19 protein-coding genes are annotated in these 20270 nt (G+C 51.0%); 1 reads left to right on the forward strand and 18 read right to left on the reverse strand.

The window, feature by feature from the left end; genetic code table 11:
* Position 1 precedes the first annotated feature (1 nt).
* From OEY64_10775 to OEY64_10850, 16 genes are all read right to left on the reverse strand, one after another.
* Positions 2–403, reverse strand: coding sequence for a response regulator transcription factor (locus OEY64_10775; protein ID MDH5543432.1), 402 nt, complete (start codon positions 401–403; stop codon positions 2–4).
* Between the two features lie 123 nt (positions 404–526).
* Positions 527–1171 (reverse strand): radical SAM protein, encoded by a 645-nt coding sequence (locus OEY64_10780; protein MDH5543433.1) that lies wholly within the window; start codon positions 1169–1171, stop codon positions 527–529.
* Positions 1172–1173: 2 nt separating this feature from the next.
* Positions 1174–2016 (reverse strand): ribonuclease III, encoded by an 843-nt coding sequence (gene rnc / locus OEY64_10785; protein ID MDH5543434.1) that lies wholly within the window; start codon positions 2014–2016, stop codon positions 1174–1176.
* Positions 2016–3263, reverse strand: a complete 1248-nt coding sequence (fabF, locus tag OEY64_10790; GenBank protein MDH5543435.1) for a beta-ketoacyl-ACP synthase II — start codon at positions 3261–3263, stop codon at positions 2016–2018. The genes rnc and fabF overlap by 1 nt, the downstream gene beginning before the upstream one ends.
* 14 nt (positions 3264–3277) lie before the next feature.
* Positions 3278–3511, reverse strand: coding sequence for an acyl carrier protein (gene acpP, locus OEY64_10795; GenBank protein ID MDH5543436.1), 234 nt, complete (start codon positions 3509–3511; stop codon positions 3278–3280).
* A 382-nt stretch (positions 3512–3893) separates the two neighbouring features.
* Positions 3894–4853: a general secretion pathway protein GspK gene (locus OEY64_10800; GenBank protein ID MDH5543437.1), complete on the reverse strand. Its 960-nt coding sequence runs from the start codon at positions 4851–4853 to the stop codon at positions 3894–3896.
* Complete coding sequence (locus OEY64_10805; protein MDH5543438.1) at positions 4853–5554, reverse strand: prepilin-type N-terminal cleavage/methylation domain-containing protein; 702 nt, start codon at positions 5552–5554, stop codon at positions 4853–4855. The genes OEY64_10800 and OEY64_10805 overlap by 1 nt, the downstream gene beginning before the upstream one ends.
* Entirely contained in the window at positions 5551–5985 is a 435-nt protein-coding gene (locus tag OEY64_10810; protein ID MDH5543439.1) for a type II secretion system GspH family protein, read from the reverse strand. Before OEY64_10810 ends, OEY64_10805 begins: the two co-directional genes overlap by 4 nt.
* The gene (locus OEY64_10815) at positions 5985–6503 is read right to left on the reverse strand and encodes a prepilin-type N-terminal cleavage/methylation domain-containing protein (GenBank protein ID MDH5543440.1); all 519 of its coding nucleotides are present in this window, start codon (positions 6501–6503) and stop codon (positions 5985–5987) included. The genes OEY64_10810 and OEY64_10815 overlap by 1 nt, the downstream gene beginning before the upstream one ends.
* A 54-nt stretch (positions 6504–6557) precedes the next feature.
* Entirely contained in the window at positions 6558–7364 is an 807-nt protein-coding gene (locus OEY64_10820; GenBank protein MDH5543441.1) for a tetratricopeptide repeat protein, read from the reverse strand.
* A 302-nt stretch (positions 7365–7666) separates the two neighbouring features.
* The gene (locus OEY64_10825; protein ID MDH5543442.1) at positions 7667–9553 is read right to left on the reverse strand and encodes a type IIA DNA topoisomerase subunit B; all 1887 of its coding nucleotides are present in this window, start codon (positions 9551–9553) and stop codon (positions 7667–7669) included.
* Positions 9546–11807, reverse strand: a complete 2262-nt coding sequence (parC, locus tag OEY64_10830; protein MDH5543443.1) for a DNA topoisomerase IV subunit A — start codon at positions 11805–11807, stop codon at positions 9546–9548. Before parC ends, OEY64_10825 begins: the two co-directional genes overlap by 8 nt.
* A gap of 90 nt (positions 11808–11897) precedes the next feature.
* Positions 11898–12431: an SH3 domain-containing protein gene (locus OEY64_10835; GenBank protein ID MDH5543444.1), complete on the reverse strand. Its 534-nt coding sequence runs from the start codon at positions 12429–12431 to the stop codon at positions 11898–11900.
* The gene (gene metG, locus OEY64_10840; protein ID MDH5543445.1) at positions 12428–14347 is read right to left on the reverse strand and encodes a methionine--tRNA ligase; all 1920 of its coding nucleotides are present in this window, start codon (positions 14345–14347) and stop codon (positions 12428–12430) included. Before metG ends, OEY64_10835 begins: the two co-directional genes overlap by 4 nt.
* Positions 14348–14367: 20 nt before the next feature.
* Positions 14368–15342 (reverse strand): regulatory iron-sulfur-containing complex subunit RicT, encoded by a 975-nt coding sequence (gene ricT, locus OEY64_10845; protein ID MDH5543446.1) that lies wholly within the window; start codon positions 15340–15342, stop codon positions 14368–14370.
* A complete protein-coding gene (locus OEY64_10850) occupies positions 15332–16396 on the reverse strand; it encodes a DNA polymerase III subunit (GenBank protein ID MDH5543447.1) in 1065 nt (354 codons plus the stop codon). Before OEY64_10850 ends, ricT begins: the two co-directional genes overlap by 11 nt.
* Positions 16397–16615: 219 nt before the next feature.
* Between OEY64_10850 and OEY64_10855 the strand changes: the two genes are divergently transcribed.
* Positions 16616–16801 (forward strand): hypothetical protein, encoded by a 186-nt coding sequence (locus OEY64_10855; GenBank protein MDH5543448.1) that lies wholly within the window; start codon positions 16616–16618, stop codon positions 16799–16801.
* Here OEY64_10855 and OEY64_10860 read toward each other — a convergent pair.
* Together OEY64_10860 and OEY64_10865 are read right to left on the reverse strand one after the other, a co-directional pair.
* Positions 16780–17502: a hypothetical protein gene (locus OEY64_10860; GenBank protein ID MDH5543449.1), complete on the reverse strand. Its 723-nt coding sequence runs from the start codon at positions 17500–17502 to the stop codon at positions 16780–16782. The genes OEY64_10855 and OEY64_10860 overlap by 22 nt on opposite strands.
* A gap of 91 nt (positions 17503–17593) precedes the next feature.
* Positions 17594–20158, reverse strand: coding sequence for a PAS domain S-box protein (locus OEY64_10865; GenBank protein MDH5543450.1), 2565 nt, complete (start codon positions 20156–20158; stop codon positions 17594–17596).
* Positions 20159–20270: the final 112 nt, after the last annotated feature.

Genomic DNA, 20270 nt, shown 5'->3' on the forward strand with positions numbered 1-20270 from the left:
TTTACTTCCCTTTAATTGATTTCTGGTAAAAGCCCCACGATTCCTTTATGCTCGCCTTGATCTCGTCGAGCGACGTGTCTTTCCTTATATAGCACGACGCCCCGGCGTCAAGACACTCCTGCACGACATTCATCGAGCTTACGGCAGTAAGCATCACGACGAACGCTTTTGGAAATTCCTTCATCACCTGCTTCAGCGCCGCTCTGCCGTCAACTTGAGGCATGTTTATATCCAGCAGGAGAATGTCGGGTTTATGCTGACGATACAGGTTTACCGCTTCACTCCCGTTCCCGGCTTCGGCAACAACTTCCGTATTCATGGAGAGGAATACCCTCTTCATCAGCTCCCTGATATGGAATTCGTCCTCGGCAAGAATAACCCTCACCTTTTTCTTTTCATTCATCCTGGATAAGTCCCGACTTTAAGGTTTATAACCAATACAATACTTTCTTCACTCAATAATTTAACATTTTTTCATAATAATTGTCTTTTCCTGAAAAATACAGCAACTGGACGGCTGGACGAATCAAGGGATATCCAGATATTTATGCATCTGCAGGTTCAGGCGGAAATCGAGTCCGCTGTCGAGTATCCATTGGGCCGCCTCCTCGGCATCAACCTCCCCGATGGCTGGAGAGATGTTCACCGTGCAGAGCGAAAGGAGACCCTTCTCGGCCGTTTTTTCTACAGCCCACTCAAAATCATTTACTGAAGATATTACAAACTTTATTTCGTCGCTCTTGCGGATATAAGCAAGATTGGCTTCGACAAAAGTATCAGCCGCCCCGCTGTCGGGACATTTGATATCGACAATTTTTATCAGTTCATCGGGAAGCCCTGAGAGTTCGAAAGTTCCGTTTGTCTCCATCATCACCTGGTATCCGTCCGCGATGAACCTTTCGGCAAGCTCGATCACACCATCCTGGAACATCGGTTCGCCGCCGGTAATCTCCACACGTTTGCATCCAAACTCGCCGACTTTGCTGACGATCTCATCTATCGACATGAAATCCCCGTCTTCATAGGCATAGGGGGTATCGCAGTACCCGCATCGGAGATTGCAGAGGGAAAATCTTATGAATACTGTTGGGAATCCGGCCCGGCTCGACTCCCCCTGAAGAGAGTGGAAAATCTCGTTTATTTTCAGCTTCAAAGCGTCGTGAGAGGCCACTATTACTGCCCGAAAATCCTTTCCTCACTGCCGGAATCCATTTTCTTCGCGCTTTTTCGGCGTTTCTTTTTCTTGCCTTGCGGTTTCTTTTCGACATGGGAGAGCGCTTCTTCGGATTTGAAGAATTCAAGACACTTTTTGGCGGCCTTCTGCTCTGCATCCTTTTTGGAGCGCCCTGTGCTTTTGCCGAGCATCGTCTCCTTTACCCAGACTTCTATTTCAAATGTCGGCGAATGCGACGGCCCTTTTTCGGTAACCACCCTGTAATGAGGGTCAGCCCCGAAAAAATCCTGGCTCATCTTTTGGAGTATCCCCTTGTAGTTGCTTGATTCGCGGTCTGGCGGATGTTCGACTATGTCATCGGCTGCAAAACGCAGGATGTATCTGCTCGCCTGCTCGAAACCACCGTCAAGGTAGATGGCCCCAACGACAGATTCAAATACGTTGGCAAGAATGGACGCCTTCCTTCTCCCCCCCGTCCCTGCTTCGCCGGTACCAAAAAGGATGTACTTGCCGAGCTCCATTCGCGTGGCTACGATTGCGAGCGCCTTCTCGCTGACGACATGGGATTTGATATCGGAAAGGGAACCTTCGCTATAGTGCGGAAAGACCGTATAGATATGACTGCAGACAACCAGGCTCAACACCGAATCTCCCAGGAACTCCATCCGCTCATAGTGGGATCTGTCCTTGATCTGTTTTTCATGCAGATAGGAGGGGTGCGTCAAGGCGGTATTGAGAAGGTTTATATTCTTAAATCGGTATCCAGCCTTTTTTTCAAACTCCCGAAGAACCTTTTCCCTTGCAGGGTCCCTGACAGCGAGCTTGCGTCTGAAGAAAAGCACTATTTATCCGATTTTCGGAACACCAAGCTAGCGTTCGTCCCCCCGAAGCCGAATGAGTTGGAAATCGCGGCATTCAGACTTTTCTCTATGGCCTTGTTAGGAACATAGTTCAGGTCACATTCGGGGTCCGGTTCATTATGGTTGATGGTCGGAGGGAGAATCCCCTCTTCTATCGCCTTAATCGCAAAAATAGCCTCAATGCCCCCCGCCGCTCCAAGAAGATGACCAGTCATCGACTTTGTGCTCGACACATGAAGTTTGTAAGCGTGTTCCCCGAAGACCCTCTTTACCGCTTTTGTTTCTATCACGTCCGCGCCGGTTGAAGTGCCGTGCGCGTTTACGTAGTCAATATCTTCCGGCTTTAGGCCGGAATCGTTTATTGCGTTGGTCATGCACGCGACTGCGCCGTCACCTTCCGGTGGTGGCGAAGTAATGTGGTAGGCGTCACTGCTCATGCCGTACCCGGCCAGTTCGCAATAGATTTTCGCCCCCCTTTTTCTTGCGTGCTCATACTCCTCCAGCACAACTACGCCCGCCCCTTCGCCAAGGACAAAGCCGTCCCGATCCTTGTCAAAAGGTCTGCTGGCATGTGCCGGATCGTCGTTCCTGGTGGAGAGCGCCTTCGCGGCGGCAAATCCCCCCACTGCCAGCGGACATACGCACGCTTCCGTCCCGCCGGCGATCATGACGTCGGCATCGCCGCGCTGAATTACCTTGAAGGAATCGCCGATTGCGTGCGTACCGGTTGAACATGCTGTGGTTACACAGCTGTTTGGCCCCTTTGCGCCGGTCATCATCGATACATGGCCTGCAGCCATATTGTTGATAACCATCGGAATGAAGAACGGGGATATCTTGCGAGGTCCCTTTTCAAGGACAACTGAGTGGTAATACTCGATGGCCGGCAAGCCGCCTATCCCTGAACCGATGATCACCCCCACCCTTTCAGCGGAAATGGAGGAACCTTCACCTATCTTCAGGGAAGCGTCCTCAACAGCCATCATGGCCGAAGCTATTCCATACTGGATGAAAGTATCGACCTTCTTGATGTCCTTCTTCCCTATCCATACGAGCGGATCAAATCCACGCACCTCGCCTGCAAAGGTTACCGGATATTCAGATGCGTCGAATTTCGTGATAGGGCCGATGCCGTTCTTCCCGGCCTTTATCCCCGCCCACGTTTCGGAAACACTGTTGCCCAGCGGGGTGAGCATCCCCAACCCGGTGACAACAACTCTTCTCGCCATTAAGAAACCTTGACTTAACCCTTCTTTTTCTTGATATATGTGGTCACGTCGATGACCTTCTGAATTTTTTCGGCGTCATCATCGGGAATTTCGATGTCGAATGCCTCTTCAAAAGCCATGACAAGCTCCGCGGTGTCCAGAGAATCCGCGCCAAGGTCTTCGATAAATGACGACTCGGGCTTAATCTCTTCAATCTTTACATCGAGCTGTTGCGCGATGATCTCGTTTACCTTTTCTTCTACGCTCATTTTTTAATTTACCTCCATTTGATTCATTTAAAACCGATGTATTGTAACATTTTAATGGGAAAAAATAATAGGCAGATTTTCTTTTCCCTTTGAAGACCTGCCATTAACACCTAACATTTTCAATGTGCCTGCATGACCATACAACTAAACTGCCTCAAAACTAATTTCAAGGATAATACAGGATATTATTTCATACACCTAATTTTATTTTATAAATTCCACAAGGTTTACAACGCTCCATTTTCCGCATAACCATCTGTATTTATTGCTTATACAGTTGAACCGGAGTACGGCATAGTAATTGCTCTATACATAGGTCAGGGAAGCTGGTTGAAAAGCCAGCTTCTACTTTCTCCTACTCTTCACCGGGGGTGAGTCTCCACTACTCGCCCCCGACCCTCCCTCCTTCCGAGGATTCGGATATTGCCGGAACGAAATCTTCTCCGTAATAGTCATCTGTCCAGTCGAGTATCACAATATTTCCATTTGGCAAACGCTTCACGACTGCGCGGATGTGATGGGCCATCTTGTTCCCTGTAAACCGCCCGGAAGAGACGATGGTAAATACATCCGATTTATCCACAAGAGAGGCAAATCCGTTCATCTCCCTGAAAGACATTATTTCGTCTATCTCCGCTTCGTTCTTCCCTGATACAAAAAGCGCCTCCGGTGAAGCGGTATTAACATTGATCCCGGTTGCGGGGTAAACGGTCAGCACCTTTGCGAGTGTTTGATAAACCGATTCGGAAATCCCTCTCACTCTACGCAACTCGTTTAGCGTGTCGAATTCGGAATTTTTTGCTTCGTATGGATCAGGAAGCGAAGCATAGTAATCGCTTTCCGCTCCGTTCGGGCGCGAAAGTTCATCCGCGTCGACCCAGTCAAGTATCGAGTCGACTACCAGCGCTATATCGACCTCCCCTTCAGAAAAAAGAATGGCAAACAGAAGCGAGAACCTTACAGGATCCTTTGCGAGGACGTTCAAATTCAGCTTCCTGTTTTCATCCTCTATCCTGTAGGATACGTACCCATCCCCCAGCGGAATGTTTTCCCTTCTGGTCGGCTCCAGTCGAATGTTTTCTTCGCTCCCTTTGCCAAAAACCAGACCGGCTTCCTCGGATTCAAAAGTGAAATCGTGCATACGCAGAATCTCCCCTATTCCGAGCTGTACCCCCGCGTACGCCAGATAATACGCCCCACGGTCCTCGCTGAAATTGGCAACAGCCCTCACATCCCCCTTAACGCTTGCCACCAGTTCGGAAGAGAGCACCGCAAGGAGTACCAGCAGCCAGATTACGATCGCAAGCGCGATCCCCTTTTGGTCCGATAAAATACGTCTCATCACCTGACCGCCACCACGTCCGCTCCGGTTTCATTGAACAGACGTATCTCCTGGGAGGGCCATACAAAAAAGCCGTCGCCCAGCACCTTTATCATTATCCTCACGCGCTCTGGAAATATGTTCGGCATATCCTCGCCGAAGCTCCCTTCAGGATTCAGATTGACTTCGCTCACCCATGAATATTCGGGCACTTCCTCTCTCTCCCCGACTCTTCGAGCCTCCGGCACCAGGTATTCGAAACTGAAATCGTCAATTTTCCCAAAACCTATTTCAATCGGCTCCCCCATTTCCATATCGGGTGTATAAATACTCCAGAAAGGGATTTCGAAAAAAAGAAATCCCTTCTCTTCGGGTCTGTAAACTATCCGTTGCAGATAAAGCCCCGACACGTTCGGTCCGGAAGCGAGCCTTGGCGACGGGGTCACATATGTGAGGGATGTTGAATTCCCAACGAAGGCTAGCCTTCGCGAATTATCGGCAGGGTCGTAGGCATAGACCTTCCTTGAGGTTTTTATCTCCCTGTTGAACATATTCACAGCTTCGGTTACCGAATAGTGCCCGTCTATTCTCCTTTCAGCGGCCTCCCAAACACGTATCGAGAGGTTGAATCCTTGAGAGAGTACCGCCACCATCCCGGCCAGAAGCGTAATGGCAATCATCAGCTCAAGCAGTGTAAACCCGCCGTCGCCCAACCTTTTCACTCAACCTCCACGACTGTCTTGAGAGTTGCGAGATCAACCGTTCTTAGCGAGGATCCTTCGTCCCAGTTCACCGAAACCGAAAGCCTGTATGTTGCTATCCTCCCGAGCTCGTTTATGCCCGCCTCTTCATCGCTATTGGTGTCAGTTTCTCTGAAATACTCCTCAACCTCCGATTCCCATCGGTAATCCTTGTTGTCCGGAAAAATCCCGCTCTCCCTCCCGGGCTGGAGCGCTGCTCCCGTCATCAGGAATTCGTTCATCTTTGCCTCCGCCAGCACGGAGGCGCGCGCGTAACCTTCCGCGTTTGTCACCGTCCGAAGCGAACCGCCAAAGACGCGGAATATCGACGCCACAGCTATGGCAAGAACGGTTACCGCGACAAGTATCTCTATAAGAGTGAAACCGTTTTCCCCTTTGCCGCGGAATAACATTATCCTGCTTCCCCTCTCCCTGATTTCACGGATGTCAACTTTACCCGGCCCGAGATCGGGTCAATGGAGATTATCCACCCTGCTCCGTTTTCCGACTGCCCCGCGCCGGAGGGGATCACATAAAAAAGTCCCCCGGAAGATGCCCCAACCGGATGGAAATTGACATAGGCCTTCACTACCTGCTCTCCCCCCTGCCATAGCGTTACGTTTTCAGGGATGAGTTCGACAGGTGTGATAGCCACCTCTGTTTCACCGCTTTCCCTGTCGGCATCACGCACGGCAAAAACCTTCCGGTTCTCTCCGTCCAGTATCACCGTAAGAGGGATTTTCTCGGATACCGACATTAATCGTGATGCGCGAATCGCCGAAGCGATCTTGCCGGCAGAGGCTCGTATCTCGGCCTTTTCGAGCGATGACTGGAAACGCGGCACCCCAAGACCCGCCACCATGGCGATGATGAACATGACTATCAGGATTTCAAATATTGAAAAGCCCTGATTAAACCTGCAGTTTCCCATCGCCCCCATTATAGAGAAGTCATCGATGGAAAGGGATAGCGATGTTTCCGGTTCCTAATTTCTCTTTTGAAGGTTTTGCACATTCACAAGTATCCGAGGATCCTTGGGGGAGAGATTCAGGGCGTTCTTGAACGCCTTTTCGGCATCATCGAATTTCTCCTGAACCTGATATAGAAGGCCAAGATTGAAATAGGCCTTTGTGAACGACGGGTAGATCCTGATAGCTTCCCTGTATTCAGATTCAGCGGCGGCGTATTTCTCCAATCTCCTGTAGAGAACGCCAAGATTGTTGCGCACAAATGGATTTTCCGGGTCAAATTGTACGGCAATCTTGTATATCTCTTCAGCCTTTTCATAATCGCTCAAGTTGAGAAGATAGACGTTGGCGATATTGAAATAGGACCACGGGTATGCATCGTTTACCAGGCATGCTTCCGTATACTTCTTCAACGCCCAGTCCATTTTCCCCAATTTCTCATAAATGGTTCCAAGCCTGTTGAGCAACGCCGCTCTTACCATGGTGTCCTTCGGGTTCATATTGAGTCCCTTAAAAACATCCTCAACCGCCAAATCGTTCCTCCCCTTGCGCCATTCCTGCGTGGCGCGGAGAAGAAAATCTTCGGGTGAACAGGAATCCTCGGAGCGGGTTATGACCTCTTCGTAAAGGGCTGTAGCTCTAACCGCTTCATCCGGAGTCAATTCGTCGTTTGAAAGCGTCACTGCCAGGTGTTTCTCCGATTTGCTGTACCCGGGCCACATCTGCCGCGAATCGACAAGTGAGACAATTTTTCCGCCAATCTTCAGCGGATCAAGGAGAGACAGAACCACCAGCAACAGGCCGCAAGTTATGAGAATTGCCATCAGCAAAAACTCCTCTTCTCCTGCGAGATATATCCCAAAGCCAAAAAGGACCAGGGAAAGAAAAATAACTGCTGTGCGTACGATTATATTTTCCACTTGAGTTTATTGCCTCATTCAGATGATGCCTCAATTACAGTTAAACTGGATATTACTATTTTACCAATTTTCCCCGTCAGACAAAATCCGGCAGAAAATGGGGATATGAAAATCCCCATTTTTTTCAGGAGTGCGCCAAGACAACGCAAATTAGGGAAAATAGGCGCCCCGATGGGGCAAACGCAGAAGCCCGCGCTAACAGAAAGTCAGACGTCGAGCTCGAAACCTGCCGCGTTCTCCGTAATGAACCGGAAGCGTGGCTCAGGATCCTTCCCCATCAGATCCTTAAAGACGGAATCGGTATCCTCTTCATCGACAAGCTCAACGCGAAGAAGCGTTCTCCTGCTCTTGTCCATGGTTGTCTCCTTCAGAACGCTTGCTGGCATTTCACCAAGCCCTTTATAACGGGATATCTCAACTCTTTTCCCTTTGAGTTTTGCGAGGTGCTTCTCCTTCTCATCGTCGTCAACCGCGTAGAGGACCTCTTTTCCGGCCGAGATCCTGTAGAGAGGAGGAACCGAAAGGTAGACATGCCCGAGCTGAACAAGCTTTTTCATATACCTGAAAAAGAACGTAAGCAACAGCGCGCTAATGTGCGCTCCATCCACGTCGGCGTCAGTCATTATGATTATCTTGCCGTATCTCAGCTTGTCCATATCAAGTTTGTCGCCGATGCCTGTCCCTATAGAGAGCGTGAGGGCGTTTATCTCGGCGTTGTTCGTGAGTTTCTCTCCGGACGCGTTCTCCACGTTAAGTATCTTTCCGCGCAGAGGGAGTATCGCCTGCGTTCTCCTGTCGCGGGCCTGTTTGCTGGAGCCGCCGGCGGAATCACCCTCGACAATAAAAATCTCGGTATCTGCCGGCTTTGTGGATGAGCAGTCGGCAAGCTTCCCCGGAAGAGTGAGCCTGTGGGAGATTATCCCCTTCCTGCGCACATCTTCCCTCGCCGCGCGCGAGGCCATCCTCGCCTTTGCCGAAAGCTCAACACGCGAGATAAGCCTGTCGGCGACCGAGGGGTTTTCTATGAGGTATTTTTCAAAAGCGGGGCGGATAACCGCTTCCACCTGTCCCGCAACTTCTGGATTGTTCAGCTTCTCTTTTGTCTGTCCCTGGAACTGCGGGTTTTCTATCAGTATCGATACTATCACCGCAAGCCCTTCCCTCACGTCGTCAACAATTATCGGGGTAGCCTTCCCTTTCGGTGCGCGCCTCTCCATTACGGCCCTTAGAGTTTTCGTCAGGGCGTTGCGCAATCCGGCCTCGTGCGTTCCACCATCCGAGGTGTTTATAGAGTTGCAGTAAGATTCGACTTTACTCTCCGTAGTTTCCGTCCACTGGAACGCGGCTTCGCAGTTGATAGGGTTTTTAGAACCGACGTAGAACGGATCAGGCAGTATCACTTTTTTGCCGTGGAGCACCTTCGCGAGATAATCCTTTATCCCGTTCTGAAAGAGGTATTCCTTCTCCGCCTTTGTTCGTTCATCCTTTACGGTGAGTTTCAGGCCGGAATTGATGAACGCCTTTGATTCCGCGCGGTCGCAAATAGATTTAAAACTGAAACTCGTCTTTTTGAATATCTTGCTGTCGGGATGGAAATATATCGACGTCCCACGTTTTCGCGTCGGCTTTCCCTTCTTCAGCTTTGATACCGGCTTTCCGCGTTCAAACGACTGAGACCATTCAAAGCCGTCGCGCCAGACGGTTACGTCCAGCCTTTCGCTAAGCGCGTTTACAACGGAGATACCGACGCCGTGAAGACCGCCCGAAGATGAATACGCCTTATTGTCGAATTTTCCACCAGCATGGAGCGTGGTCATGATCAGCTCAAGTGCCGGTTTTTTGAATTTTTTATGTATATCCACCGGAATTCCGCGCCCGTCATCGGTTATTGTGATGCCGCCTTCTTCCAGGATATTTATCTCAATGCTTTTGCAGTGTCCGTTGATCGCCTCGTCAACGGAGTTGTCCACAGCTTCCCATACAAGGTGGTGCAGGCCGTCGTCGCCAGTCCCGCCGATATACATCCCTGGCCTGGTGCGGACCGGATCGAGCCCCTCGAGTACCAGAATGTCTTCCGACGTATACCTAGTCAATCAACACCACCATCAGATTTTTTTTCAATCCTCCGTATGAACGGCCGGAGGTCGCCCTCTTGCCGATTTCAAGCTCGCCTACTTTGAAAAGCGAATCGCGCCCCGAATCGAATACGAGGCGTATCGTATCTTTCTTGTCAACGCACTTTACGGCAATCACCCGTTCCTTCCCTTTCAGCTTTATCAACTTTACCCCGGCCCCTGCGCCGGAAAGCACCGGCACTTCATCAAGCTTGAAAAGAAGCCCCTTGCCGCCGCTCCCTGCAACATAAATAAATTGTTTTTCAGCGTCAACGACGTCGAAAACCGCGTTATCACCCTTTACATTCGCGAATTTCTTCCCTGAACGATTGGTCTCCGCAAGTGAATCCTTGGCGAAACGGAAACCGGAGCCATTCTCGAACACGACAAAATATTCCCCCTTCACGTTCTCTTCCTTTGCGAGATGCGGGAGGTATGCGACCGAGACAAGCTTTTCGCCGTCGCCGAACTTGAAAAATGTCTGCAACGGTTCGCCGAAACCTGCCGTTTGAGGCATATCGTGGGCCTTTGTAACGTAAACCTTCCCAGCCGACGTGAAAAAACCTATATGCTCACTCGTATCCATAGGCATTACCCGGAGAAGCGAATCGCCATCCTTGAACCGGAGCTGTTCGGCGTTCGGCTCCTTCTTCATCCTGCGCACCCATCCGTTCTTGCTTATCACGACGAAACAATCTTCGTGATGGATGAAGTCTGCGGCTGTGTACTCCTCTTCCTCTACCGAGCTGGACTCAATGGCGGTTTTTCTTTTATCCCCATACTCTTTCTTTACTTCGAGAAGCTCCTTCTTTACCAGGTCCTTTATCTTTTTCTTCCCTCTAGAACCAAGAATGGACTCTATCTCTTCTTTTTCCTTTTTTAGATTCGCGGCCTCGGTTTTGATCCTGTCCACTTCCATAGACACCAGAGCCGACAGCCTGATATCCAGCACAGCTGTCACCTGCAGTTCGTCGAGCTTGAACTTCTTCTTCAGCCCATCCTTTGCCTCGTCGCGCGATTTCGATTTCCTGATTATCGCTATCGCGTCATCGAGGTTTTTCAGAACGGCAATAAGCGCCACCAGAATATGGAGCCGTTCGTTTATCCTGTTAAGCCTGAACTCAAGACGCTTCTGCGTCATATCCACCCGGAACTCGCCGAAGATGTTCAGTATCTCAACAAGCGACATCCTTCTTGGGGTGTTCGTGGTATCAAGGGCGGTCATGTTTATCGGGAAGCTGTACTCCATGTCGGTATATTTGTAGAGATAGGCCATGATCTTGCCGATATCGGCCTCGCCTTTAACCTCTATCACTATGCGAATATTCTCGTCCGATTCATCCCTTATGTCGTGAAGCGCGGGGATCTTCTTTTCGATAATTATCTGGGCGATTTTCTCTATCAGCTTGGCCTTGTTTACCGTGTACGGGATCGCGTGGATAATTATCTGCCTGTTGCCTCGCACATGAGTTTCGATCTTGTAGTCGCCGCGTATCTTTACGGTTCCGCGCCCTTCTTCATAGATGGAGCGGAGTTCTTTCTTTTCAATGAGCATCGTTGCGCCGGTCGGGAAATCCGGCCCTTTTATATATTTCAAAAGTTGATTGGTTTTAAGGGCAGGGTCGTCGATTACGGCGACAAGCGCGTCGACAACCTCCCCCATATTGTGCGGCGGTATGTTTGTCGCCATACCGACGGCAATTCCCGAAGAACCGTTTATAAGGAGGTTTGGTATCCTTGACGGAAGGAAAAGCGGTTCTTCAGTTGTAGAATCGTAATTCGGATGAAAAGGGACTGTCTCCTCGTCTATCTCCTTCAAAATCTCGATAGCAACCGGCGTTAGTTTCGCCTCGGTATACCTCATCGCCGCGGCGGAATCGCCGTCGATGGAGCCAAAATTCCCCTGACCGTCTATCAGCGGATAGCGAAGCGAAAACTCCTGCGCCATCCTTACCATTGTATCGTATGCCGCCTGGTCGCCGTGCGGATGGTATTTTCCGAGAACATCTCCAACGACAGCGGCGCTTTTCCGATGCTTGTTATCAGGGATGAGGCGCATTCTGTACATGGCGTACAGGATCCTGCGGTGAACAGGTTTCAATCCATCGCGTACATCGGGGAGCGCCCTCGACGCGATAGTGCTTATCGCGTACCAGAGAAATCTTTTTTTCAGCTCCGCCTTCAGGTCGATAGGGCGAATATTTTCGGTTTCTGTAAATTTCAGCTGTGTCATCGGCGAATAGCTTAACAGCTAACAAAGGCAAATAAACAGATTTTTTAATTTATTCCCTTTCAAAACCGGAACGGGGGAGAAATCAGACGATTATTTTTTCTTGGTCGGGGCCGGAGCTGAAGCCGGTTCCGGGGAGCTCTTCTTTACCTGCGGAGTTCTCCCTGTCCATACATCGGGATTGGCCACCCATCCTTTATCGCCGTCCGGATCTTCCACCTTGTACCATTTGCTGTTCGACTGCACCACTTTGAAAGTGTAATTTTTAGGCGCCTGAAAAAGCACCTGCGAATTTCCGCTCGGTTCCTTCATTACGTTGGTAGTATTCGCGGTTACGATCGCACCTACCTTTTTTTCCACCGTTGAATAATGGATCCAGCCAACGTCCCCTTCGACGTCGCGCACGATATACCAGAGCTGTTTCACTTCATCGGTAAATTTCGCCAGCACCTCCAGCGGCGTGTAAAGCCTTGGCTTCCAGAGAACAATGTACGATGTCGCCGGGCCATTCCTTATCTTGGCCTCAGGGTGGTTAACCATCACCGTTTCTGCCTCCGCGTATACGTACACGGGAGACAAAATGAGCAAGGCAACGAAAACCAGGGCAAATATCTTCCTGCCAATCATGAAACCTTTAAACCCCCATTCATTTCATCCATAGTACAAATCAGTGATAGTTTACCTTCATTATGCGCCGCCAGCAACATCCCCCTTGATTCTACCCCCATCAACTTCGCAGGCTTGAGATTTGTGACAACAACGACCCTTTTCCCGACAACCTCTTCAGGGGTATAGCTCTCCGCTATTCCAGCGACGATCTGCCTCTTTTCGGACCCAATATCGACCTGCAGTTTCAGCAATTTTTTCGATTTCGGCACGTTTTCCGCCTCCAAAACCACGCCTGTGCGAAGCTCCACTTTTCTGAAATCCTCGACATCGATCAATCCTTCGCCGCTTTTTTCGGCCTCTTTCTTGACTGCGGATCCGCCTATCATCAAAGCCTCCTTTATTTCCTCGGCTCTTTTCTCGTCGATACGGGGGAACAGCGCCTCCCCTTCCTTGACTGAGGTCCCACTTTCAAGACCGCCCCAGTCATCCGTGCCGTAATGCCCCTTTTCGATCCCTATATAGGAGAGGAGTGTGCGGGCGGTTGACGGCATGAACGGCATAAGAAGCCTTCCTATTATACGCAACGATTCCGCCGCTCCGTAGAGCACGGTATCCAGCTCCCCCCCCTTTGCCTCATTCTTTGCAAGGCTCCACGGCTCCATTTCTACGATGAACTTGTTCACCGTATCGCAAAGCGTAATGACCTCTTCCAGCGCCCTGTTAAACAGGGGAATTTTCAGATGCTCGGCGAAATTCCTTTCAGCCGATTCCGCTGAAAATTTCAACTTTTCCAGCATGTCCGGTTTCGAGCATGGCGGAACGATACCCCCTCTGTATTTGACTATCATTGAGAGTGTGCGCGACACGAGGTTGCCGAAGTTGTTGGCAAGGTCTACATTTATCCGGTTAATAAGCGCGTCGACGCTGAAATCGCCGTCCTGACCAAAAGGGACCTCCCTCATCAGGAAATAGCGGAACGGCTCGATACCGACCGCCTCAACAACTTTCATAGGTTCCACAACGTTACCGAGCGACTTGCTCATCTTTTTCCCCTCTACCGTCCACCACCCGTGGGCGAAAACGCGCTTCGGGAGCGGGAGCCCCATAGCCTTTAGCATCGTGCTCCAGTAGACAGTGTGTGTAATGAGAATATCCTTCCCGATGAGATGAAAATCCGCCGGCCAAATGCCGTTGAACCTGCTGTCGTCCTTTTTATACCCCGGAGCGGTGATGTAATTCTGCAGTGCGTCGAACCAGACATACGCGACAAACTCGGTGTCGAACGGGAGCTCTATCCCCCACGACATCCTCGTCTTGGGACGTGATATGCAAAGATCCTCAAGCTTCTTATCGAGATAGCCGAGCACCTCGTTTCGCCTTGTAAGCGGGCCGATGAAATCTTCGTTATCCTTGATATATTGAATGAGCCAATCCTGATATTTGCTCATCCTGAAAAAATAGTTCTTCTCTTCTATCTTTTCTACCTTCCTGCCGCAATCGGGACAGTTTCCGGCCACGAGGTCCTTTTCCGTCCAGAACCTTTCGTCGGGGACGCAGTACCACCCCTTGTAGGAATCGGAATATATCTCGCCCCTGTCGAAAAGTTCCTGCAAAACTTTCTGAACTATGCTCGTATGGCGCTTGTCGGTAGTCCTGATGAAATCGTCATTCGATATCTCAAGGTCTTTCCATAGCTTGCGGAATATCTCGCTGTGGAAATCGACATGCGCCTTCGTGTCCTGCCCCTTGTCTTTAGCGGCCTGATCCGCCTTCTGCCCATGCTCGTCGGTGCCTGTAAGGAAAAATGCTTCGCTCCCTTCAAGCCTCTGGTACCGAGCGAGCACATCCGCCGCGACCGTTGTATAGACATGCCCGATATGCGGCTTGTCGTTTACATAATAGATCGGCGTAGTTACGTAATATTTTTTATTCATCTGCTGGAGCGCGGCATCCCTTACTTTTTGTCTACCGGTGAATCTTCATCCGGGAAATCGTTATCATCGGTTTCCGTGTCCGCATCCGTTTCGGGCTCAGCCATTTCGGGGCGTCCGTGCTGGCCGCCTCCCCTCTGTTTATTTTTCTTCCCCGAGCCCTTCTGCTGCGGAGGGAAGAAGAGGCTCACTTCATCGGCGTTGAATGTCATCCGCTCTATTTCGCCTCCGAAATCGACGACGACCTGCTTTTTGAAATAATCGGACGAAATAACGCGCCCTCTCCCCTGCGGGGTCTTTACCGCTTTGCCCGGTTTTGGAACTATCTTTTGCATTTCGCGATAGAAATCGTTTTCGTAATTCAGACAGCACATCAGCCTGCCGCAAACTCCCGATATCTTCGCGGGGTTCAGGGAGAGCCCCTGATCCTTCGCCATCCTTATGGACACCGGCGCGAAATCGTCAAGGAAGGATGTACAGCAAAGCCCCTCGCCGCATATCCCGCAACCACCAAGCTTCTTCGCCTCGTCGCGTATCCCCACCTGCCTCATCTCAACCTTCAGGTCGAGCTCCGAAGCTATCGCTTTAACCATATCCCGGAAATCGACACGGTTATCGGCGGTGAAATAGAGTATCACCCGCTTCTCGTCGTATGTTACCTCAAGGTGGCCGAGCCTCATTTTCAGCTCGAACTCATCTATTTTTTTCCTGCCGAAACGGTATATCTCCGCTTCTTTCTCAAGTATCCGTTTCTCCTTTTCGAGGTCCTCGCTGGTCGCTTTCCTTATCACGTTCCTGAGGCGGTGACAGCACTTTCTCCCTACCGCCTTCATCCTCCCGCGGGAAACCTTCCCTATGCTAGGGCCATGCTCCGTGTCCACCACGCAGGTATCACCCACCTGAAGCGGAAGATGATTGCACCTGTAATCCTCCGGCTTGGCGGAGTGCCTGAAACTCACCCCTACGGTGAAATCGTTTTCTATCAATTCAGCCTGCAATTGGCTCTCCTTTCAAAATTATCGACTGCAAGTTCAACAGCGTCGATTCCATTAGCAATTGTACGTTAGGGTTATAGACCAGTGACGGCCCCCTGTCGATTACCGAGTAATACGCGTCAACAAGCCTTTCGGGGGGGATGGTTCCCAAAACCCGCAAGGCAGACGACATTCTATCAGATGATTGGGCCATTGTGCCTCTTGTCGCAAACCTGAGGATCTCGCCGATCCTGTGGAAAAGGAGGGGGATATCGTCGCGCCTCTCCCGCCACCTCTCTGCGACGCTGACGACATCCGACGGCCTCATCTCAAGGAGATGCGATAAAAGGTCGTTCGCCTCGCCGTCTATCCCCTTTTCATGCGCCATATCCCCAAGCGCCGCGCCGGGCCGCCCCTCGGAAAGGGTCGCCGCGGTCAATGCCTCTTCGCTTGAGAAGGAGCGCTCCACCTCCAGGAGTTTCGCCAGTTCGGTCGGCCTCATCGGAACGAACCTCACAACCCTGCATCGGGAGAGGATGGTCGGCAAAAGAGCGGAGGGGCTGGACGAGACAAGGATGATAACGGTGTTTTTCGGCGGCTCTTCGAGCGTTTTGAGGAACGCGTTCGCCGGCTCCTTCTTCATAGATTCGGGGGATTCCACGATTACAGCCTTCCACCCGCCGAAATACGATTTGAGCGAGACCGCGGAGATAAGCTCGCGCACCTGCTCTATCTTTATCGCCCTCCCCTTCAATGCGAGCCCCATCTCTTCCGGGTTCCTTATTATCTCGTGGAAGTTCTCGTTCTTGCTTTTCGATTCGGTGGGAATGACACCCATGAAATCGGGGTGCGTCCCTCCGTTGAACATCGCGCACGACTTGCATCCGCAATCTTTCAGACCGGGGGTCGCCTCCCGGCAGAGGATGGCACGCGCGAAGATCTTCGCTATCCCCATCTTCCCGGTCCCTTCCGGCCCGGCAAAAAGGTATGTGGATGCTATCTTTTTTCGCGCAAGATTTCGCGCGAGCACCTCTTTTGCCTTTGTCTGCCCGAGAACCTCTGAAAATATATTTTCCATCCGCGTATTGTATCCCGTTATCGGTAAAGGATAAATCCCCGTCTCCGTTTCTCAAGACACAGGCATTAGACACTGCTTCCGGCAAAATGGTAAATATCTACTTCTGCGCAAATTCTCACAGCACAGGCATTAGCCTCTCTTCCCCGCAAACCTGAAAACCATCCTGGTAGCACAGGCACTCTTGCCTGTGCTACCGGAGGGAAAGGGAAGAGTACCTACATGGATTGGAATTTAAAGGAAGTGGGGATGCTTCGCTATGGCCTGTGCTACCGGCAGGAAAATGTGTTACAGGAGGACTTTTATGAGTATAAAACCGCCGACGAGGAGAACAGCGAAAGCGACAGTGAGCAGCCAAAAATATTTTACGCTATCGGCGTAAATCATTACTTGACTGGCATGGAATAGCCCAACTGCAATTCGAACCAGAACTCGCTGTCGAGAAGCGAAGACGGATCGGTATTTTTTTGAGCCTGCTGGTAGAATAGCGACGGTTTTATGGAAAAGCTTGCCGTCTTGAGTTCGAAAAAGACTCCAGTCTTAATGTGGCTGACCCCTGCAGGCGCGCCGAAGCTGCCGGCACCGTCATCCCAGAAAGCTTCCGCCAGCGCAGTTCCTCCGATGTCAAAGAGAGAGAAGGGCATTTTCAAGCCAGCTTTCACCCATTGGCTGACGGGACTTGTTTCATTTACCGGTTTGCCGTATGCAAAACCCCAATAGAGAACGGGAGGCGTCTCTGCAAGCCCCTTGAGCAGGGCCGGATGCGTCACGTTGAGGAGGATTTCGTGGGTGTCCACACCTTCCAGGCGGAAGAATTGAAAGTAGGTGTAGCTTATGTCGTACTCTACGGATCCGGGCGAGCCATCCCAAAGCGCGCCGTAGATGCCACCGTAATAGTCGTGTTCGTCCCACGACGAACAAACGTCTCCAAAGGGATCAGCGCAGCCTTGAGCGGTGGAATACGACGACCATATGCCCGCGTAAAGCCCGTTAAAATCAAGAGAGACATCCGGCTGGAATGCAGGGTTGTCGTTCCAAATGTCGTATCCGCGCCAGATGTATTTTGAAGCGTAGGTCGCTTTAGCGGAAAGTGTGACAGTGGAAAACATCCCTCCATCTTCTGCCGCGGCCCTGGCCGGGGTTACGAGCAGGCACAGCACCAAAAGAATCAATGTTAAAACAGATCGCATGGCGTCCTCCCTATGAGTAACCAAGGTAGCGCTGAACACGCGGCATGAATTCACCCTTGGTAAATGGTTTGGTAACAAAATCATTTGCGCCGAGAGCGAAGACGCGGTTGCGTATATCAACTTCTTTGGCGTCGCCCCCGCTACTCGTTACGGATGTGACTGCAATGACTGGTATGCCATTGAAGAGCGGGTTCCGTTTGACCTCTTCGATAAGTTTAAAGCCGTCCATAACAGGCATGTTGAGATCGGTCACGACGAGGTGAGGAAGAGTGCGCCGCATTACTGCCAGCGCATCCTGCCCGTTTTCAGCTTCCAGGAAGTCAAGGCCGCTGATGTCGGAAAGCATATCTTTTATGACTTCGCGTTGAACCTCCATGTCGTCCACGAGCAAGGCAACTGCCCGTACCACGGGGAGAACGGCATAGAATACGGATCCCTTTCCATTTTGAGATTCTCCCTCAAGGATACCACCGTGCGCGGTCATTATTTCGCGGCAGTACTGCAAACCGAGGCCCGTGCCTTTTTCTCCGCCGGTGCCGGGAATGGAGGTTCGTATCTCGCCCTTGAAAATACGTTCGAGAGTTTCGGGCGGCATGCCTACACCAGTATCCCGTACGGCAATGGTTCCGGTTTTTTGAGGCGGGACGAAAAGCGTGACTGTATCCCCCTTGTTCGAAAACTTGATCGCGTTGCCGATGAGGTTATGGAGTACTTCTCCGTACAGAGTGTCGTCGGCGAAAAGGCGCATCGCGCGCGGAATTTCGTTCCGAATGGCTATCCCTTTCGCCTCTGCGTTGTAGGCAAGCGCGTTGATGTGCAATTCTGCGACGTGATAGGCGGAAAGAAAACGCTTAGAGAGGATGATTTTCCCGGTTTTAAGCCTGCTGAGATCTAGAAGCTTGTCGATAAGGTTCAACAGACCTTTGGCATTATCCATGGTCTTGTTGAGAATTTCCTTCCTCTTTGTTTCGTCAAGTTTGTATTTATCGTCCTGCTGCAGGATTTTCAGCATGGAATGGATGCCTCCAATGGGTGAGCGGAGGTCGTGTGAAACGAGGGAGACGAACTTGTCTTTAAGTACCGTAGCGCTTTCAGCCTCCTCCTTCGCGACGCGAAGCTTTTCCTCTGCGGCTTTGCGCGCGGATACGTCCCGCACAATGACGATTCGGACGTCCTTGCCTGCGTAATCAATGGAACGCGCCCGGCTTTCTACGAATATTGCGGTGCCGTCCTTTTTAACAAGGTTTACCTCAATCATCTTTTCCGAACGATCGGCGTATGTTTTCATGGCGGTTCCCTTGGACTCGGGGGAGACAAACGAGAAAATGTTTTTCCCAATGACTTCATCCCGCCCGTAATCGAGCAGCTGTATCATCTGGTGATTGGTATCGAGTATAACGCCTGCTTCATGAATGACAATGCCCTCGAAACCCGCGTCCGCGAGCTGTCGAAAACGGCTTTCGCTTTCCTGAACGGCTTTTTGAGCTTCCATGATTTCCGTGATGTCATAGAAGTTGAAAACCACCCCTCCGATTGCCTGGTTGTCGGGATATCCCGATGCTACTGCCGCGAAAGTGAGGATGTTCCCGTCCCGGTGGCGGAAGCGGAACTCGCGCCCATGCGGTGTTCCGGGATTATGCAGCGCCTTTTCAGTAAGTTGGTCGATTGCGGCAATATCGTCTGGGTGAATGATGTCGAAACGTGCCGCGTGCAACTCATCAGGCTGATAGCCGAGAATTTTCTCTACTGTAGGGCTAATGTACCTGAAATCGCCGTTTGGCGCGACTACGATAACCATTTCATTGAGGTTTTCAATAAGTGCCCTGAACCACTCTTCGCTACGGCGCAGTTCCTTGGTGCGAGCGTGGAAGAGTTTTTCCATTGCCCGGTTTAACTGCCCCAATTCGTCTTCGTTCGCCTTGAGCGCCAGGACGATGTCTGCTGAATTTGCCGGCCCCTGCCGGTCAGAAATTGCAGAAGCTGCCTCTTCGACCTTCCGCGTGGTCAAGAGTATGGGGTGCGTGACAATACGTTTCATCGCGGTATAGATGGCGGCCACAAGGACGGTTTCAAGCACAAACAAGGCAACGATTATCTGGCGGAGCGCTTCTTCCACGGCTTCGCGCGCTCTCGCGTCGCTGAAGTAGAACTCCACGCGTCCTATTTTTTCCCCTTCCTTGAGAATATCGGATTTGATGGTACTGTAAAAACTGCCGGAAGGCTGAATCGTCAGATCTGATACTGCGTTTTCTGCTCCCAATACCCTGCCTACGAACAGACTCTCATGATTGTCTTCCGTTTGGAATATGAGAATGGCTTCCAGGCCGTTGTACCTGTCGGCAAGGCGGAAGTCCGCTATCTCGCGAACCCTTTTGTCATCGAAATTGTAGACGGGGTCGCTGATGGTAAGCAGGGTATCCTCGACCAGCGATGAGATGGACGAATCCAAGTGGTTATATTCCTTTACCTTGATAGTACGATACTGCAGAATGCCGAAAAAGGCCTGTATGACGAGGACTACAAAAATCGTGACAGCGAGTATTTTTGCGCTGAAAGTGCCTTTCAATATTTTCATGACTAAGGCTGCGTATACCCGAAGCGCAGGTAGATATCCCTGTATTCTCCGTCACTTTTCATGGCGTCGAGCGCGCCCTGCCATTCGGCGATCACCTTGTCGGGCGTAGAAC

Source organism: Nitrospinota bacterium (assembly GCA_029881495.1).
Taxonomy (GTDB): domain Bacteria; phylum Nitrospinota_A; class UBA7883; order JACRGQ01; family JACRGQ01; genus JAOUMJ01.

Coding starts and splice junctions, on each gene's coding strand:
- OEY64_10810 (MDH5543439.1), bottom strand. CDS start 5,985: ATGTTATTCCGCGGCAAAGGGGAAAACGGTTTCACTCTTATAGAGATA.
- OEY64_10775 (MDH5543432.1), bottom strand. CDS start 403: ATGAATGAAAAGAAAAAGGTGAGGGTTATTCTTGCCGAGGACGAATTC.
- OEY64_10855 (MDH5543448.1), top strand. CDS start 16,616: ATGGATTGGAATTTAAAGGAAGTGGGGATGCTTCGCTATGGCCTGTGC.
- OEY64_10815 (MDH5543440.1), bottom strand. CDS start 6,503: ATGGGAAACTGCAGGTTTAATCAGGGCTTTTCAATATTTGAAATCCTG.
- OEY64_10835 (MDH5543444.1), bottom strand. CDS start 12,431: ATGATTGGCAGGAAGATATTTGCCCTGGTTTTCGTTGCCTTGCTCATT.
- OEY64_10850 (MDH5543447.1), bottom strand. CDS start 16,396: ATGGAAAATATATTTTCAGAGGTTCTCGGGCAGACAAAGGCAAAAGAG.
- OEY64_10800 (MDH5543437.1), bottom strand. CDS start 4,853: ATGAGACGTATTTTATCGGACCAAAAGGGGATCGCGCTTGCGATCGTA.
- OEY64_10820 (MDH5543441.1), bottom strand. CDS start 7,364: ATGGCAATTCTCATAACTTGCGGCCTGTTGCTGGTGGTTCTGTCTCTC.
- metG (MDH5543445.1), bottom strand. CDS start 14,347: ATGAATAAAAAATATTACGTAACTACGCCGATCTATTATGTAAACGAC.
- acpP (MDH5543436.1), bottom strand. CDS start 3,511: ATGAGCGTAGAAGAAAAGGTAAACGAGATCATCGCGCAACAGCTCGAT.
- OEY64_10860 (MDH5543449.1), bottom strand. CDS start 17,502: ATGTTTTCCACTGTCACACTTTCCGCTAAAGCGACCTACGCTTCAAAA.
- fabF (MDH5543435.1), bottom strand. CDS start 3,263: ATGGCGAGAAGAGTTGTTGTCACCGGGTTGGGGATGCTCACCCCGCTG.
- parC (MDH5543443.1), bottom strand. CDS start 11,807: ATGACACAGCTGAAATTTACAGAAACCGAAAATATTCGCCCTATCGAC.
- OEY64_10865 (MDH5543450.1), bottom strand. CDS start 20,158: ATGAAAATATTGAAAGGCACTTTCAGCGCAAAAATACTCGCTGTCACG.